The sequence below is a fragment of the Enterococcus sp. XAF26B05_ASV22 genome, assembly GCF_056727285.1.
The window spans coordinates 485427-503148 of record NZ_CM161538.1; the positions used below are offsets into that span (position 1 = coordinate 485427).

General features: G+C 37.2%; 18 protein-coding genes and 1 CRISPR repeat array. Of the genes, 17 read left to right on the plus strand and 1 reads right to left on the minus strand.

The window, feature by feature from the left end; translation table 11 throughout:
• The 17 genes from cas4 (at nucleotide 1) to AC1PU0_RS02600 (ending at nucleotide 16926) form a co-directional block, all read left to right on the plus strand.
• Nucleotides 1–654, plus strand: coding sequence for a CRISPR-associated protein Cas4 (gene cas4, locus AC1PU0_RS02520; RefSeq protein WP_206848504.1), 654 nt, complete (start codon nucleotides 1–3; stop codon nucleotides 652–654).
• On the plus strand, nucleotides 651–1679 hold the full coding sequence (gene cas1c, locus AC1PU0_RS02525; RefSeq protein WP_206848506.1) for a type I-C CRISPR-associated endonuclease Cas1c: 1029 nt from the start codon (nucleotides 651–653) through the stop codon (nucleotides 1677–1679). Before cas4 ends, cas1c begins: the two co-directional genes overlap by 4 nt.
• 9 nt (nucleotides 1680–1688) lie before the next feature.
• Nucleotides 1689–1979: a CRISPR-associated endonuclease Cas2 gene (gene cas2 / locus AC1PU0_RS02530; RefSeq protein WP_111248483.1), complete on the plus strand. Its 291-nt coding sequence runs from the start codon at nucleotides 1689–1691 to the stop codon at nucleotides 1977–1979.
• A gap of 166 nt (nucleotides 1980–2145) precedes the next feature.
• A CRISPR array of direct repeats spans nucleotides 2146–2720; the repeat unit is 33 nt; unit sequence GTCTAGCTCTGTATAGAGCTAGTGGATTGAAAT.
• Nucleotides 2721–2888: 168 nt separating this feature from the next.
• Nucleotides 2889–3425: an HdeD family acid-resistance protein gene (locus AC1PU0_RS02535; protein WP_069653989.1), complete on the plus strand. Its 537-nt coding sequence runs from the start codon at nucleotides 2889–2891 to the stop codon at nucleotides 3423–3425.
• 144 nt (nucleotides 3426–3569) lie between these two features.
• Nucleotides 3570–4280 (plus strand): response regulator transcription factor, encoded by a 711-nt coding sequence (locus AC1PU0_RS02540; RefSeq protein WP_206848508.1) that lies wholly within the window; start codon nucleotides 3570–3572, stop codon nucleotides 4278–4280.
• Nucleotides 4267–5634: a sensor histidine kinase gene (locus tag AC1PU0_RS02545; protein WP_206848510.1), complete on the plus strand. Its 1368-nt coding sequence runs from the start codon at nucleotides 4267–4269 to the stop codon at nucleotides 5632–5634. Before AC1PU0_RS02540 ends, AC1PU0_RS02545 begins: the two co-directional genes overlap by 14 nt.
• Nucleotides 5635–5742: 108 nt before the next feature.
• Nucleotides 5743–6366 carry a PepSY domain-containing protein gene (locus AC1PU0_RS02550; protein WP_069653926.1) on the plus strand — a complete coding sequence of 208 codons (624 nt, stop codon included), beginning with the start codon at nucleotides 5743–5745 and terminating at the stop codon, nucleotides 6364–6366.
• A 323-nt stretch (nucleotides 6367–6689) separates the two neighbouring features.
• On the plus strand, nucleotides 6690–7313 hold the full coding sequence (locus tag AC1PU0_RS02555; protein WP_430598028.1) for a nitroreductase family protein: 624 nt from the start codon (nucleotides 6690–6692) through the stop codon (nucleotides 7311–7313).
• A 26-nt stretch (nucleotides 7314–7339) separates the two neighbouring features.
• The gene (locus tag AC1PU0_RS02560; RefSeq protein ID WP_479998660.1) at nucleotides 7340–8431 is read left to right on the plus strand and encodes a FecCD family ABC transporter permease; all 1092 of its coding nucleotides are present in this window, start codon (nucleotides 7340–7342) and stop codon (nucleotides 8429–8431) included.
• Nucleotides 8432–8433: 2 nt separating this feature from the next.
• Nucleotides 8434–9198 carry an ABC transporter ATP-binding protein gene (locus AC1PU0_RS02565; RefSeq protein WP_479998661.1) on the plus strand — a complete coding sequence of 255 codons (765 nt, stop codon included), beginning with the start codon at nucleotides 8434–8436 and terminating at the stop codon, nucleotides 9196–9198.
• 39 nt (nucleotides 9199–9237) lie between these two features.
• Nucleotides 9238–10245, plus strand: a complete 1008-nt coding sequence (locus AC1PU0_RS02570; protein WP_479998662.1) for an ABC transporter substrate-binding protein — start codon at nucleotides 9238–9240, stop codon at nucleotides 10243–10245.
• A gap of 474 nt (nucleotides 10246–10719) precedes the next feature.
• On the plus strand, nucleotides 10720–11658 hold the full coding sequence (locus AC1PU0_RS02575; RefSeq protein WP_069653921.1) for a phosphate/phosphite/phosphonate ABC transporter substrate-binding protein: 939 nt from the start codon (nucleotides 10720–10722) through the stop codon (nucleotides 11656–11658).
• Between the two features lie 173 nt (nucleotides 11659–11831).
• Entirely contained in the window at nucleotides 11832–12596 is a 765-nt protein-coding gene (gene phnC, locus AC1PU0_RS02580; RefSeq protein WP_479998663.1) for a phosphonate ABC transporter ATP-binding protein, read from the plus strand.
• On the plus strand, nucleotides 12596–13375 hold the full coding sequence (gene phnE / locus AC1PU0_RS02585) for a phosphonate ABC transporter, permease protein PhnE (RefSeq protein ID WP_206834176.1): 780 nt from the start codon (nucleotides 12596–12598) through the stop codon (nucleotides 13373–13375). The genes phnC and phnE (AC1PU0_RS02585) overlap by 1 nt, the downstream gene beginning before the upstream one ends.
• Nucleotides 13372–14154 carry a phosphonate ABC transporter, permease protein PhnE gene (gene phnE, locus AC1PU0_RS02590; RefSeq protein ID WP_422851643.1) on the plus strand — a complete coding sequence of 261 codons (783 nt, stop codon included), beginning with the start codon at nucleotides 13372–13374 and terminating at the stop codon, nucleotides 14152–14154. The genes phnE (AC1PU0_RS02585) and phnE (AC1PU0_RS02590) overlap by 4 nt, the downstream gene beginning before the upstream one ends.
• Nucleotides 14155–14171: 17 nt before the next feature.
• Nucleotides 14172–15407: a metallophosphoesterase gene (locus AC1PU0_RS02595; RefSeq protein WP_206848519.1), complete on the plus strand. Its 1236-nt coding sequence runs from the start codon at nucleotides 14172–14174 to the stop codon at nucleotides 15405–15407.
• Nucleotides 15391–16926 (plus strand): bifunctional metallophosphatase/5'-nucleotidase, encoded by a 1536-nt coding sequence (locus AC1PU0_RS02600; protein WP_206848520.1) that lies wholly within the window; start codon nucleotides 15391–15393, stop codon nucleotides 16924–16926. The genes AC1PU0_RS02595 and AC1PU0_RS02600 overlap by 17 nt, the downstream gene beginning before the upstream one ends.
• 117 nt (nucleotides 16927–17043) lie before the next feature.
• Here AC1PU0_RS02600 and AC1PU0_RS02605 read toward each other — a convergent pair whose 3' ends face one another.
• Complete coding sequence (locus AC1PU0_RS02605) at nucleotides 17044–17586, minus strand: LysM peptidoglycan-binding domain-containing protein (protein WP_069653915.1); 543 nt, start codon at nucleotides 17584–17586, stop codon at nucleotides 17044–17046.
• Nucleotides 17587–17722 lie beyond the last annotated feature (136 nt).

Genomic DNA, 17722 nt, shown 5'->3' on the forward strand with positions numbered 1-17722 from the left:
ATGTACGATGAACAAGATTATTTAATGATTTCAGGCATCCAACATTTTCTGTTTTGCCGCCGTCAATGGGCCTTGATTCATATTGAACAGCAATGGCAAGAAAATGTTTTAACGCTGGAAGGACAATATTTACACGAAAAGGCCGATCAGCCAACAATTAGAGAAAAACGTAAAGATCGCTTGATTGTTCGTGCATTGCCGATCCATTCACCGACTTTAGGAATTACTGGAATCTGTGATGTGGTGGAATTTGTGCAAGGTCCAAACGGTGTAACATTAAACGGAGAAATGGGAACTTATTTACCTGTACCAGTTGAATACAAGCATGGTAAACCCAAACAAGAGCATAGTGATATATTACAATTAACAGCTCAAGCCGTTTGCTTAGAAGAAATGTTAGTCTGTGAAGTACCTAAAGGCTATTTATATTATCATGAAACGAAACGCCGAGAAGAAATCGAAATTACACCTGCTTTACGAGAAGAATTACAAAAAAATGTAGCAGAAATGCATCAGTACTGGACCAGACGCTATACACCAAAGGTAAAAACTGGAAACTTTTGCAAAAAATGTTCCCTACAAAATATCTGTTTACCTAAATTAATGAATGTTCAAACCGTTAAAGGTTACTTAGATCGGAGGTTATGCGAGTGAAAAAACTGTTGAATACCTTATTTGTAACAACCCGAGATGCCTATTTAGCTTTAGACGGTGAGAATATTGTCGTCAAAATTGATGAACAGAAAAATAGAGTTCCACTTCATAATATAGAAGCGATTGTCACTTCTGGTTATTTAGGTGCTAGTCCAGCGTTGATGCGTAAATGCGCTGAAAAAAATATAGGCATAACCTTTTTAACAAATTCTGGTAAGTTTGGCAGTCGAGTGACTGGCGGCATAACTGGTAATGTCACATTGCGGAAAAAGCAATACCGTCTATCGGATACAGAAGCAGAAAGCTTAGAAATTGCTCGTCATTTTATTATTGGTAAATTGTACAATCAACGTTGGATGTTGGAACGGATGACGAGAGAAAATCCGATGAGAATTGATGTTGAACGGTTTAAACAAATTTCTGGAGAATTAAAAAAATACATTGAAGATATCCGTCAAGTTGGCGATTTAGAATCGTTAAGAGGAATTGAAGGACAAGCTGCGAATCGTTATTTTCTATTGTTTGATCAAATGATTTTACAGCAAAAAAGTGATTTTGGTTTTTATGGTAGAAACCGCCGACCACCTTTGGATAATGTAAATGCTATGCTTTCTTTAGCATATACTTTGTTAGCGCAAGAATGTGCTGCTGCATTGGAAACCGTTGGACTTGATCCTTATGTTGGCTTTATGCATCAAGATCGACCAGGTAGAGCTTCTTTAGCGTTAGATTTGATGGAAGAGTTGCGAGGCATTTATGCGGATCGTTTTGTTTTAACGTTGATTAATAAGAAAATGGTGACCGAAAAGGATTTTGTCAAAAAAGAAAGTGGTGCAGTCATTTTGACGGATGATGGTAGGCGTACCTTTTTTCAAAAATGGCAAGAGAAGAAACAAGAACAAATTCAGCATCCGTTTTTAGGTGAGAAAATCAATTGGGGATTAGTTCCTTACGCTCAGGCATTGTTATTAAGTCGCTTTTTAAGAGATGATTTAGATGGTTATCCACCGTTTTTATGGAAGTAGGTGAAAAGTATGTTAGTGTTGATCACTTATGATGTCGCGACAAGCTCGAAGAATGGAACTTGCCGTTTGAGAAAGGTAGCAAAAAAATGCCAAGATTATGGACAGCGTGTTCAGAATTCTGTTTTTGAGTGTGTTGTTGATGCAACGGAGTTAACTCGCTTGAAAAAAGAGTTGATTGATTTAATTGATGAAGAATTAGATAGTTTACGTATTTATAGATTAGGGAATAATTATCAAAATAAAGTAGAGCATATTGGTGCAAAAGAAAGCTTTGATGTAGAAGCTCCTTTGATATTTTAAGTAAAATTGGTGCGAACCCCAAGTGCACATGAAATCACTGGGGGATCCGCACCAAATTTTAGGTATATTTTGTTTAAAAAAGCCGTTTTTCTCATCTGAATTTAATTTTCAAAGTATTTTTTTGTGAGAAAGTAAAAACATGTCATGTATTTTTGCTGTTTTCACGGTCTAGCTCTGTATAGAGCTAGTGGATTGAAATTTCTTCTAATTCTTTCAGGCGTTCTTCAATCGTTCGTCTAGCTCTGTATAGAGCTAGTGGATTGAAATTCTGTCACTATCAGTCGCAACAATAATTGTTTTAGGTCTAGCTCTGTATAGAGCTAGTGGATTGAAATAAGCTAAAGAGAAGCATATCATATGGTTTATGAACGTCTAGCTCTGTATAGAGCTAGTGGATTGAAATTGCTTATTTTATTTGCAACACTTTAATGCGACCAAGTCTAGCTCTGTATAGAGCTAGTGGATTGAAATGAAGCAAGGTAAAGAAATTACAAGAGTTACTGAGTGTCTAGCTCTGTATAGAGCTAGTGGATTGAAATTTGACCCTATAGATAAAGTTACCGTTGCGAAAAAGTCTAGCTCTGTATAGAGCTAGTGGATTGAAATCACGAAATACACCCTCTTCTATTTTTATGTAAAAGTCTAGCTCTGTATAGAGCTAGTGGATTGAAATATTATATTTGTTTCGAGTTCGCTTGGTTGGTTACCGTCTAGCTCTGTATAGAGCTAGTGGATTGAAATAACACCGTTTATTACTATTAATGGAGAACCTGCAGTCTAGCTCTGTATAGAGCTAGACACTATCTAAGATTCCAAAATAACAATTGCTGATTCATATTGCTCGTCTTATTTAAAAAAATTCTATACAATATAAATGGAGACAAGTAAAACGGTAGTGGAGGGAAATGAATGAATAACGTGATGGAACAATTAAGGAAATATGCATTATTACGAGGAATTGTTTATATGATTTTTGGATTGTTGATTGTGATCAATCCTAGGAGTGTGTTCCAAGTCGCTGTTTACTTTATATCAGCTTATATTGCAATCAGCGGTGTATTAAATCTTTACGATGGTGTTAAAGTCAAAAAAGCAACCGGTACCTATGGAATGAGTTTTCTAGGTGGAATCGTCTTATTAGTGATTGCAGGAATCGTGCTTGTTTTTGCGAAGGGAATCGTAAGTATTTTACCGATTTTCCTAGGTCTTATGATCGTGATTATTGGCGTGACTCGTGCGATTCAATCCGTAAACTTACGAACATATGTCAATGTTAGTTGGATGCCGATGTTGATTTATAGTGTAGTTTTGATTATTGCTGGATTAGTATTAACGTTTAATCCATTTAGTAGTTTACTGGTACTTTTCCAATTATTTGGTGGTATTTTGATTTTTATGGGAATTGGCGAAATTGTTGCATATTTCCAATTACGTAAAATTAATTAGCAAAAAAAGAGGCTGAATTTTTGGCTTCTTTTTTTTACATAGTAGAACTTTTAGCGGAATCTAATAAATGAAAAAATTTTCATCATGATTTGATTGACCTCGCTTTAAATACTGGGTACTCTATACAAAAAGGCGGGTGGAAAAATGAAGGACATAGTCATTTTATTAGTGGAAGATGAAGCGAGTCTAGCTAATTTTATTTCGGAAGAACTTCGATTTGAAGGATATGAAGTACTACACGCAGCGGATGGTGAACAAGCATTAGAGCTATATGAACAAAATCAAGAAAAAATCACGATGCTGTTATTAGATTGGATGTTGCCAAAATATGATGGAATCACAGTTGCTAGAAGGATTCGTCGAGCGAGCCAAGTCCCGATTATTATGATGACCGCCAGAGACCAAGTAACAGATAAAATTACTGGATTGGATGCTGGGACAGATGATTATATTACAAAACCATTCGATATCGAAGAATTATTGGCTAGAATCAGAGTGATTATTCGTCGCCAAGAACAATTCCAGAAATTTCAGCAACAACCTGTACTATTTCAGTATGGTGATTTAACCTTAGATATAACGAAACGAGTAGTCAAACGATATAATGAAGACATTCAATTGACTCAAAAAGAGTTTGAGTTACTGGCAGAATTAATCAAACATCCAGAAGAAGTACGTTCACGGGATGAACTATTGAATGCAGTGTGGGGATATGATTATTTTGGGCAAACGAACACTGTAGATGTCTATATACGTTCACTTAGAAATAAGATGGACCATGATTCATCTTGCCGATTGATACAAACGGTTCGAGGAGTAGGTTATGTATTGAGGATGAATAATGAAAAAAATTAAAACGACACTCAAACAACGAAAAAATACAACACAATTTCAATTGACCATTCGTTTTATTGGGTTACTTATTTCTGCTGTACTAATTTTAAGTCTAGCGATTATGGGCATTACTGTAGCAGAACTATACGAATCAACAGAAAAACAGGCAGAATTGTTGGAAGATTCTTTAAAAAATAGTGATGCAAAAGAGGCTAAAGAATGGCAAGAAGTTCTAGTGAAAAATACTTCAAAGGACAGTTCTCTTTATCTCATTTACGTTCAGTTGAACTCTGGGGAAGTCATTTATTCTTCCGACGATGCCGAAGAGGTATTTCAGGAATTTCCCCAGTTGAAACAGTTCATTTTAGTTGACCGTATTTTATGGACAAGTGAAATCGAGCCTTACTACTATGAAAGCTTTAAAAAGGAAGGGGCAAAAGTAACGATTTTAATAGATATGGAAGACCAATTTGAATTGATTGGGCGGATTTTTTCGTTAACGATTTTTATCACGTTGGCTGTAATTGTCTTTGGATCGCTGGTAACACATCGTTTTTCTAAAAAATTAAGTGGTTCATTGGTGATCATGGATGAGGAAATCAATCAACTGAATATCTCGGATTCTAAACAACAGCTAACGATACCAAAAACACCGCAGGAAGTTCAAAATATCTCAAAGTCGTTCAATCAGTTACTAGTGAAGCAAAGAATATATTTGAAAAGAGAGCAACAATTCGTCACAGATGCCTCTCACGAACTAAGAACACCGATCGCTGCAATTCGCGGGCATGTTAATTTGATCAAACGCCGTGGCGTGTCACATCCAGAAGTGATCCCAACCTCGCTTGATTATGTGGATAAAGAATCAAAACGACTAGAATTACTTGTAGAGAAATTACTTTTGTTAGGCCGTTTAGATACACAAGTTGATACAGAATCGGTGGATTTATCTTTGATGATTCAACAAACAGTCGAAGAACTGAAAGTCATGATGTCACAAGAGGTCATCCTTAACATTGAATCAGGAATTTTTGTTGAAGGGCAAGCAGAACATTTTTATCAGATTGCACGGAACTTACTGGAAAACGCTATGAAATATACAGATGCTGCTGGGACAATCACTGTTGAACTATTTTCTGATGAGGCTACGATTCGCTTCATTGTTGAAGATTCCGGTATGGGAATTCCTGATGAGGAGAAAGCAAAAATATTTGAACGTTTTTACCGAGTGGATCAATCCCGCTCCAGTGAGATTTTTGGTACAGGAATTGGCTTATCGATTGTGAAGGAGCTTGTTGAAAAATATCAAGGGGCCATCGCTGTGACAGATGTATTGCCTAAAGGAACTCGTTTTGTCGTGACGCTTGTAAAATGAAGATTTCTTCATTTAACTTTCATGTTGATTTATTTTTTAATAGGATTTACCTGCTAAAATAATAATGTAAAGCAAATCAGAAATGGAAAATTGAAAGGGATGGATAAAATGAATAAAAAGATGATAGTAGTAGGTACACTATGTTTAAGTTTTGCTCTAGCGGGCTGTACAAAGACAGATAAGTCGTTAGAGACAAACCAACAAAGTAAAGTGAGTACAGAAGTGAGCCAATCAACAACGCAAAATTCTAGTAGCACGTCAAACAGCGCTACGAAAAAACAAATACAGATAAATGTAAGTGTAGAGGATGCAATCAAAGCTTATAATGAGGCATACCCAAATACATCAATCACCTCTTTGGAGTTAGATCCTTCATTTGGTGTCTATTATTATGAAATCAAAGGTGTAGATGATTTTAAGGAATATGAAGTCAAAATCAATGCAGAAACGGGCGATCTTAAAAAAGATCGTGAAGAAACATTAGATGAAGATGAACAAAATGGTGTCGAAAAGACGAATGAATCCTTAGATTTGAAGAACATCAAATCTTTAGAAGATGTCTCAAAAATTGCGCAAGACAGTGTCGGAGAAGGAACAGCAATCGAGTGGTCGTTAGAACGAGACCTATCCGTTACTTATTGGGAAGTAAAAGTACAAACTGGAAATAAAGAGATGACTGTAAAAATCAACGCTCAAACAGGAGATGTTTTGGAGAAAAAATTAGACGACTAAAAAGGAAACAGATTCTATTTTTATGGACTGTAAAAGGATGCAACAAAAGTTAAGGTTGGGACAGAAGGGATTATTTCCGAAGCAAAGTGAAGTAATTACTTCTGCTCCAAGCGTTTATTCGGATTCCTTGAGGCTTAGATATGACTCGTAGAGTTATGTTTAAGCCTCATTTTTTAATCTAAAAATAGAAAAGAGACTTGCAAATAAAATAGTGAAATGGTACTCTTAATTTCTAATTGAGAATGATTTTCATTGTCAGTTATTACGGTGGTTTATTCTAAAATGATACTACAGATAAAGGATAAAAGAATAGGAGAAAAATGATGGACATTGATTCAATTGAGCAAGCCATTAGAGAGCGCCGGACGATTCGGACATTATCCAATCAAGCAATCTCTATGGAAGTTATAGATGAACTATTAACAAGTTCAAGTTATGCCCCTTATCATTCGAAAGAAGAACCGTGGGAAGTCATTATCGTCAATGTTGCGCAAGATCGTCAGCTATTTGTTGAAAAAATCATGGAAAGCTATGATCGATTGAATACATGGGCACACTATGATCAGCAAAATCTAGCAACAGCCAAAAAAAGAACACGTGATTATTTTCTAGCGGTTCCGTTGACCTTGATTGTCACAGCGCCTACACATGAAAGTGAAAAAATGAACTTGGAAGCAGTAGGGGCTGTTTCAGCGTTTATTCAAAATTTTCAATTGGCTGCTTGGTCAAAACAAATCGGCGTGACTTGGCGGACGATTCCAGTTATTTTTGATGAGAAGTTCAAACAGGCTGTTGGCGTGACAGCAGAGCGACAAATTATCGGGTTGCTTGATATCAGTGCAATAGATGAAACGATGAAAATCCCGACAAGCCGGAGAAAATCGGTAGATCAATGGACAGCTCAACTGTCTGATAAAATAGCGGAAATGAGTGAAGGCAATGAGTAGTTCTGATACACAGGAGGCGTATTTTTTTGCAAGTAATCAAGGCAAGTGATGGAAGAAACAAGACGAAAAATCAGCAATTTTTTTCGTTGATGTTGTTAGTATTGATCGCACTTATTTTCTTTTCAATTGTTTACTCGTTGATCAATGGGCAAGCGAATATTTCTATGGAAGATGTATTTCAAATTCTGTTAACCAAAATATCAGGTGGTAGATTTGGATCGCTTGATGGAATCGCGAGTAATTCAGCGGTCAATATTATTTGGTTTGTTCGGACACCAAGAGTGATTTTAGCCGTTTTTGTGGGCATGGGGTTGGCTATTACTGGAGCTGTGATGCAGGCTGTTGTTCAAAATCCGTTAGCGGATCCTTATATCTTAGGCATTTCCTCGGGCGCTTCACTGGGTGCAACTTTTGCGATTTTGGTCGGATTTGGTACTGGAAGTATTTTTTCTCAATTTGGGTTAGCTTTTGGAGCATTTGTTGGTGCGATGGCTGCAGCATTTGGTGTGCTTATTTTGTCGGGAATCGGTGGTCGCATGACTTCGGTTAAATTGGTTCTATCCGGTTCGGTGATTGGTGCTCTTTGTAGTTCTATATCAAGCTTCATTGTTTATCTTGCGAATAATGCGGAAGGCATGAAGACTGTAACATTTTGGGCAATGGGGAGTTTAGCTTCTGCAAGCTGGAATAAGTTGAGCGTTTTGTCGATCACGGTTGTTGTGATCACGGGTTTCTTTTTATTTCAACATCGTATCTTGAATGTGATGTTATTAGGTGATGAAGCGGCGGTTACTTTGGGGGTTCCTTTGAGCAAATATCGTCAATTGTATTTACTATTGTCTGCTCTTTTGACAGGAGTGATTGTGGCGTATTCTGGCATGATTGGTTTTGTAGGATTGATCATTCCGCATATCGTCCGTGGGTTTATCGGGTCAGATCATAAACGGTTGCTACCGATTGTCGCTTTGTCAGGTTCTCTCTTTATGATTTGGGCTGATTTGCTTTCAAGAGTCATTATTCCAAGTGTAGAACTGCCAATCGGTATTATTACATCCGTGATCGGTGCACCGTTATTTATCTACATTATTGTCAAAAAAGGCTACAATTTCGGAGGCTAACAATGGAATTAACTGTAAACGACTTAGAAATCTTGATCGGACAAGAATCGATCGTTAAAAGTATCTCTTTTCAAACACAAAAAAAACAATTTGTGGGGATTATCGGAGCGAATGGTTGTGGCAAATCAACGATGTTAAAAGGGATATATCAAGGAATCAAACCGCAAGCTGGCCGTGTATTTTTAGATGAGTTGGATCTTTTAGCGGTTTCTGAAAAAAAAGTGGCTCAAAAATTAGGTGTAGTGAATCAGTTTAATGAATTGAATTTTGATTTAAGTGTTTTTCAAATGGTTTTATTGGGGCGAACACCGCACAAGAAGTTATTAGAATCAGATACACAAGAAGATAATGAGATTGTAATGGATGCGTTAGCTAAGACCAATTTAACTAGCTATTCTGAGCGAAGCTTCTTGTCACTATCTGGTGGTGAAAAACAAAGGGTGATTTTAGCTCGGACGATTGCACAACAGCCTAGTTATATGATTTTAGATGAACCGACGAATCATTTGGACATTCGCTATCAGCTTGAAATATTGAGTTGTGTAAAAAATCTTGGAATCGGAGTTTTAGCCGCACTCCATGATTTAGAACTCGCAGCTCATTATTGTGATTATATTTATGCAATGAAGGCAGGGGAAATCATTGCGGAAGGCAAACCTGCGGACTTATTTACCGCGAATTTGATTGAAGAGATTTACGGTGTTAAATGCACGATTTATCAAAATCCAGTGACCCGGGGTTTAGGATTTTGTTATTCATTAGACTAGTCCCAAGGTTTAAATTTATATGTAGAGGAAGCGAAAAAAATGAAAAAAGCACTTATTGTTAGTTTAATAGGGGTAACGATTTTAACAGGTTGCGGTCAAAAAGAGCAAAAGTCTGCTGAAACAAAACAAAGTGAAGGGTATCCTGTAACGGTTCAAAATTTTACGAAAGCAGAAGGTGCGGAAAGTTGGAAAAAGAAAGAACAAACTTTTGATAAAGCACCAGAAAAAGTTCTAGCGAATACACAACCTGCAGCAGAGTTATTACTGCATTTAGGCTTAAAAGATAAAATTGTTGGTGTCGGTGCAGTATTTGGCGAACCTGATAAAGCAGTCGAAAAAGAGTTTAATGAATTGAATCATTTATCTACCGATTATATTGGCAAAGAAATGGCGCTAAGTGTTGATCCAGATTTGATCTATGGACGCGGGGGGCTGTTTGATAACCAAGACTGGGGTGTCGGTACTGTTGATACGCTAAATGAAATGGGAATCAAAACCTTCGTATTGAATTCTTCTGTAACGGGTGGCACGTTTAATTCTGTTTATGATGATATCGATAATTTAGGCAAAGTATTCAATGTAACGGATAAAGCAGGCACATTCAAGGCAGAGTTGAAAGAGCGTCAAGCCAATGTCGAGAAAAAACTTACGAAAATCAAAGAAGACCAAACGTTTGCTTATCTTCATACAACAGATCCAGCTGAATTATATGTTTATCCTGCAAATAATGAAACGTTTTTCAATGACATTTTCAATATGGTGAAACTAGACAATGTTTTCAGAGATGAAAAAGGTGAAGTCAGTATAGAAAAATTGATTGAAACAGATCCTGATGTTTTGATTGTAGCAGATTGGAGCACGTTGAAAGAAGGGATTTCTGGCGATAAAATGATCAATGAAGTCTTGAAAAATCCAAAACTTTCAAGTATGAAAGCCATAAAAGACAAAAAAGTTTATGCGGTGGATTATAATTATATGTTTGGTTATGGCTACCAATCATTAGATGGAATTGAAAAATTAGCGGATCAAATGTATCCGGAAAAATAAGCAATCGTCTATTCTGTATCAAAGGAGGTTGGGTCAAGACTCTATGAGTAATAGCCCCCTTTTTTTGACTACATTCAAAGAATGAAAGGATAACAAGAGTTTAGTGTTATTGAAGAACAACAAATAGTACGAAACACTCAAAAACCTTTGTAATAAAGGTTTTTTTTACTTTAAAATAAAAATAGATCAGACCATAAAATAAGAGAGAAATGAAAACTAGTCTAGAAAAAAAGGAGATTTATGCTATACTAAATTTAGTTTGTTACGTTCATTTTTAAGGTTAAAACAGTAGAATTTACTGAATAGTAACAGGCAATTGCACGATTGATTTACATAAATAATAATGAAGCGGATTTCAGAAAATTTACACAACATTTACGCCATTATTATGATAAATTTACACCACTAAAATACAATGGATATAGCTAAAGTAGGAGAGTAATTTCAACTTTAGGAATATCGACATGCGAAGGGATGGAAAGAGTGAAAAAGAGAACGAAATTGTTAGGGTTGCTATCTGTTATTGGTTTGAGTGTGGGGTTACTTACAGGATGTGGGTCAGGTGGCGATAAAAAAGCTGCGGATGATACGAAGCCATTAGAATTACAATTTGTACCAACCAACAACGATGGCTCAATGGAAGCAAAAGCGAAACCTTTCGCAAACTATTTGTCAGAAAAATTAGGACGTGACGTCAATGTTACGTTAGCAACAGATTATTCAACAATCGTTGAGGCTATGGCATCAGGCAAAGTAGATATCGGGATCATGCCGCCATCAGCATACGTTCAAGCACGTAATCAAAAAGCTGCTACAGCGATTCTATCTTCTGAACTAGGCGCGTTCAACCGTGAAACTGGGAAACCAGAAGCGGATAAATTATCTAGCACCTTCAAAGGTGAAGTGCTTGTACGAGCAGATAGCGGAATCGATTCTTTGAAAGACTTAAAAGGCAAAAAAATCGCGAGCTTAAGTCCCAATTCAGCCAGCGGCTATATTTATCCAGTTGTTGAAATGAAAGAAGTAGGGATCGATCCAACGAAGGATGTCACACTGACAACGGTTAATGATATTCCAAGTGAAATTACCGCTGTTTTGAATGGCCAGCAAGACGCTTGTTTTGTTTTTGAAGGAGCACGTAATGTGTTTGCCTCAAAATTTGAAAAAGATGACTTGTTTAAAGAGTTAAAAGTCTTATATCTAACAGATGGTGATATTCCAAATGATGCAATCGCCGTTCAACCTAAGATGGATAAAGACCTACAAGCAAAAGTCAAAGAGGTTTTCTTGGCAATGCCCAAAGATTCAGAAGGCGCAGAAGCGATGGCAATGTGGGGACACAAAGGCTATGTAGAAGCGGACGATAAAAATTACGATACAGTCGAAGAATATACAGAAAAAGCAGCAGAATAAAGCGTTGCGACATGAATGAGTGACCTAACGAGGACGAGACAAAAGCCCTTAGCTTCGATAAATAAAAAGGAGGCTGCTTTTTCTCGCCGTTTATTCGGATTTAGAGCCTGAAACAAAACTAGGATTTAGTTTTGTCTCAGCCTTTTCTATTTTTTTATTAAAAAGGAGAAATCATGATTCAGTTTGAAAATGTAACAAAAACCTACAATAATGGGGTCAAAGGGCTTAAAAATATTAATTTAACCATCAACGACGGTGAGTTTGTGTCAGTGATTGGATTAAGTGGCGCGGGTAAAAGTACATTGTTACGCTCGATCAATCGGTTAAATGAAATCACTGAAGGCAATATTAACATCGATGGTGCTTCGATCACGAAAGCCAATAAAAGAGATTTACGCAGAATTCGTAGAAATATCGGCATGATTTTTCAACATTTTAATTTAGTAAAAAAAAGTTCTGTTCAAAAAAATGTTATTTCAGGTCGACTAGGCTATTATTCCACGCTGAAAAGTATCTTTGGGATTTTCTCAAAAGAGGACTACGCATTAGTCAATGACGCGTTAGGTCGTGTTGGCCTAGCAGATAAGCTTCATTCAAGAAGTGATGAGTTAAGTGGTGGGCAACAACAGCGTGTGTCGATCGCAAGAACGTTGGTTCAACAAGCATCGATTATTTTAGCAGATGAACCGGTAGCGTCATTAGATCCAATCACGACACAAAAAATCATGAAAGACTTAAAGAAAATCAATCAGGAGTTGAATCACACTGTAGTGATCAATCTTCACTCTGTCGATTTAGCCCGTGAATTTTCTAGTCGAATCATTGGTTTACGTGATGGAGAAGTTGTTTTTGATGGGACTGCAGCAGAAGCGACTGATGAAGTCTTGACGAGTATTTATGGTGCGGATATTTTGAAACAAACTGAAGGTGTTGCGTAATGAAGGTAAAAGATACGATTCACCGTGATTTATATAAGCATTTATTTATCGTAGTATTGCTCCTTTTATGTGTGTATTCAAGTGCACGTGTGACTGGCGCCGAAATGGCAGATGTTTTTAATAACTTAGATCAGATGGGCATTTTTTTACAACGTTTTCTTAGTCCTGATTGGGGGTATATTCCTAAAATCATTGAGCCGATGTTGAAAACAATCAAAATGTCTGTAGTTGGAACCACGCTTGGCGTAATATGTGCTGTGCCGTTTGCATTTCTAGCGACAACAGTTGTAACCAGAAACTTTTTTATAACAACAATCATTCGTTTTTTTATGAGTATCGTTCGGACAATTCCTAACCTATTGCTGGCGGCACTGTTTGTAGCAATGTTTGGGATCGGTGAATTCACGGGGGTCTTAACGATTGCTGTTTTCACATTTGGGATGGTTTCACAGTTAGTTTACGAGGCTATCGAAACAATCGATCATGGTCCAATCGAAGCAGCTGAATCAGTTGGTGCAACAAAGACTCAGATTGCTTTTTGGTCAATTGCACCGCAAATATCGCACCAAATTGCCAGCTATTCTTTGTATGCATTTGAAGTCAACATTCGTGCATCAACGATTCTAGGGTATGTTGGTGCTGGTGGAATCGGTGTGATTTTAAATTCGTCATTGAGCTTGATGCGCTATGACCGAGTGTCGATCATTATTTTATCTATTTTAGTTGTGGTGATCACAATCGATTGGATCAGTGAAATGATCAGAAAGAGGTTGGTATGATGAGCATGAATCGAAAGTTAAAAAACTATTTGCCGATCATTATTGTTTTAGCAATCATTCTTTATTCGGCAGCGGGGATTGATTATTCTGAAGCTGGAAATATGTCTTTTGATATGGTTAAATCCGTATTTTCAGGATTATTCCAACCTGATTGGGGATACATTTATGATGGAAGCGGTGAAGATTTACTAAGTTTGTTATTGTTAACGATCGGGATCGCTTTTTTAGGAACCGTTATTGCGACAGTATTAGCATTACCTCTAACGTTTATCAGCGCCCACAACCTATGGAAATCAAATACGATCGTTTCAAAAATCGGTAAGTTCATTTGTAATGTCTTAAGAGCTTTTCCAGAACTTGTTTATGCTATTATTTTTGTGAAGATGGTTGGTCCTGGCCCGTTTGCTGGGGTCTTGGCAATCGGCGTTCATCAGATCGGAATGTTAGGTAAATTATATACCGAAGAAATCGAAGCGATGGATGAGGCGCCAGTAGAATCAATGACTGCTGTGGGGGCTAATTTTTGGCAGACAATGTTTTATGCGCGCTTGCCTCAATTGATTCCAACCTTTTTGTCATTAGCGTTGAACCACTTTGAAATAGCCGTTCGCAGCGCTGCAACACTTGGGTTAGTTGGAGCCGGTGGAATTGGTGCGCCAATGATTTTTGCGATTCAGGCAAGAGCCTGGGATAAAGTCGGGATTATCTTGTTTGGAATCATTATTACAGTATTTTTAATCGATGCTGTAACTGGTTATTTACGTAAAAAACTACAGTAATTCGTGAGGATAGAAAAATGGATAAAGTAACGATATTAAGTACAACAGATGTCCATGGTTTTTTAACAGCCGCAGCAAATGGAGAGAACGGTCTTTGTTCTCTTCCTGCGATTGCTGAAAAGTATCATGAACCGATTCTGATCGACAATGGTGATTTTTTAGTGGGTAGTCCTGAGACTACTTTTTTTAATACCACTATGGCTATTTCGCCTTTGATTGAATTAGCCAATACTATTGGATTTGATGTAATGGTTCCAGGAAATCATGATTTCGATTATGGAATTGATTTTTTGAAGCGTCAAGTTGCTGCGTTTAACGGTCAGTACCTTTGCGCCAACGTCTTAGATTTAGCAGATGAATTGATTTTTGAGCCGTATACGATTATTGAACGTGGTGAGTTGAAAGTTGGTGTAATTGGTGTGATCACTGGTGCAATGCCCCAAATCACTGATTATGATCAAATTAAGGATTTGAAATTCATCAATGTGCTTGAGAGTTTGAACCGCTGGGTACCGCTTGTGCGTGAACAGGTCGATGTGTTGATTGTCAGCTACCATGGCGGGATTGAACGGGATATGGACACAGGGCAGCCTACGCAATACGATACAGGAGAAGATCAGACTTATCGAATCATTAGTGAAATAGTCGGGATCGACGGTGTGGTATGTGGGCATCAGCATCGAATCAATGCAGGAATAGTAAACAATACAGCATTTGTCCAACCTGGCTATCGAGGCAATTACATTGGAGAATTAACTTTTTCGATTCAAGAAAATCAAGTGACAGATAAAAAAGCTCAATTGATCAGTACCGAAAAAGTTACGCCAGCTAGTTACTCTTTGTACGATCAGTCAGATTATAAAAAATGGTTGGAAAAAAAACTTGATCTAAGCTGTTTTCCACAATATTTAGCGAAGAAAGTTCCAGGAACGTTTTATGCTGTTAACGTAAAAGGAACAACAATTGGCTCTTTTTTAAGCAGCTTTAGGCCACCGTATACGCTATCAACCTATCATGTCTCTCAAAGCGAACTGAAAGAGCTACTGTTAAGACAACCTATTGAAGGTCTAACCATAGTAAATGGCCAACTCATACCTGACCAATCGAGTTATCGAGTAACGACTAATGAACCAATCTTTCCAAGTTATCGTTTGGAAACAAATTATATTTATAATCTGTTTGACGAATATATAGCTTGGATTAATATGAATCAATACAGGAATGAGGTGAAACAAGATGAAGCAACAACTTAAAATTTACTATACATCAGATGTTCACGGCTATTTATTTCCAACCAATTATGCGGATACACAAGAAAAAGATATGGGGCTATTAAAATGTATGCCAAACTTTCAAAAAGATGAGAATACATTGATTATTGATGGTGGAGATATGCTGCAAGGCTCAGCTTTAGCAACCTACTGTCAAGCTCATCCGGAGGAAGGGTTTCCTCAAGCAACGGTCTTGAATCAAGCTGGCTATGATTTTGTCACATTAGGGAACCATGATGTTAATTATGGCACAAGTTACTTGTATCAGTATTTAGATGCCCTTCAAGCAACCTGTGTGTGCGAGAATATCTTAGATAAAAGCACTAATACCAAAAAATTTCCGTGGACGGTCAAAACCGTAGCGAATGGCTTAAGAGTAGGCATTGTCGGCGTGGTGACAGAGTATATCACTGTTTGGGAAAAAGCTGACAATATCAAAGATATCACGATAGCTGATCCATTTATAGCGGCAAAACAGGCGCTAGAGGAAATGAAACCACAAGTTGATCTTACGATTTGTATTTATCATGGCGGGTTTGAAAGAGACGTGAAATCAGGGAAGCTCTTGTCTAAAACACGTGAAAATATTGGCTATAAAATCTGTGAGGAACTTGATTTTGATTTATTGTTGACAGGACATCAGCATTTATTGATCGAGGGACAATTGCTGCATGGTACTTATGTTGTACAACCGTCATCGAATGCGCTAAATTATTTTGAAATCGATATTGAAAAAACGAATAATATCATAGATATAACAGCGAGTGTAGGCAAACCTAGTGCTGTTCCAGATTCTGATTTGGTAAATGAATTAAAGCCTTTGGAAGCAAAAGTACAAAGCTTTTTGGACCAAGCAATTGGCAAACTGGACAGCGATGCATTAGCGAGCGACAAGTTAGAGATGGCACTGCATGGAAGTCCAGTGATAGAATTAATTGGAGCGATTCAATTACAAGCTAGTAATGCTCAAATCACAGTAGTTTCTTTAGCAAATACATCACCTGGATTTCATAAAGAGGTAACGATGCGAGATGTGATTGCGACGTATCCATACACGAATCAGCTGATTACGCTAAACATCACTGGGGCTCAATTAAAAGAAGTTGTGGACAAAAATATGGATTATTTTAGTTTGGACAAACAAAATAAAGTGAACATTTCAACCCATTACTTGTATCCTAAAATTGAACACTATCATTTTGACTTTTTCGTTGGAATTGATTATACGATCGATCTCTGCCAAAAGGCTGGAAAGCGTGTAACCGAGTTGCGTTATAATAACCAGCCGATCAAAGATACAGATGAATTTACGATTGCTTTAAGTGATTATCGAGCAAGTGGTGGTGGCGGGTTTAAAACCTATCTGGAATGTCCTGTTCTTAATGAAGGGGCAGAAGAAATTGTTGGATTGATTGTTGCGTACATTCAGGCAAAAGAAGAGATAGTAGTGCCTAAAAATATGAATTACAAGATCAATCATTCGTGCGCTCAAGAGGGATGAATGTTGGTTGTTTCAAGAAAAAATGCGTTACAAAACTTTTTTTAGTTTTGTAACGCATTTTTTATGAATAACGAAGCTTATCAATTGGATAAACCGTATGTAGGGGAAAATCATTGCCTATTGTAATGATAAAACTTGTCCGATATAAACGGTTGAATCACTTAAATTATTTTTCAACATTAAATCTTGAAGTGATAATTTGTTCTTTTCAGCAATTACAGAGAGTGTATCTCCAGGCTGAACAGTGTAAGTAGTTGCTGGAGGTGTGGCGTTTTGTTCAGTTGAGCTTTCAGTTTGCTCGTCAGCAACCTCTGATGAAGGGGTTGTTGTTTGATCTGGTTGACTTGACATTTCAGTGGTCGAACTAGATTCTTCCAGTCTGCTCACGGTTGTTGAACTTTCTCTTACAGGAACATTGCGCTCTGTGTTATCAGCTACCGATGACTGAGTTGTTGTTCCATGCGCTTGTTCAAGCTGATTGACTTGTTTTTCTATACTGTTTAATTGTTCTTCTTGCTTCGCGCTTGCTTGAACATTTAAGAATAGTAAAAAGCCTAGTGCAAGTGTATTTATAAATAACAATAAAATAACAGTTATAATCGTCGATTTCGAGTTGGATACTGGACGCTGTTGCTTCCGTCTTGAATATTCTTCTTCCAAAATACTTTCACTCCTTTCCTAACAAGTTCACAAGAGAAACACTGTGAAATAAAGCAACTATAGTATATCACAATAGTATAGCACACTCCAATAGGAAAATAATTGGAGTGTATATCAATGATTATTTATTTAAATG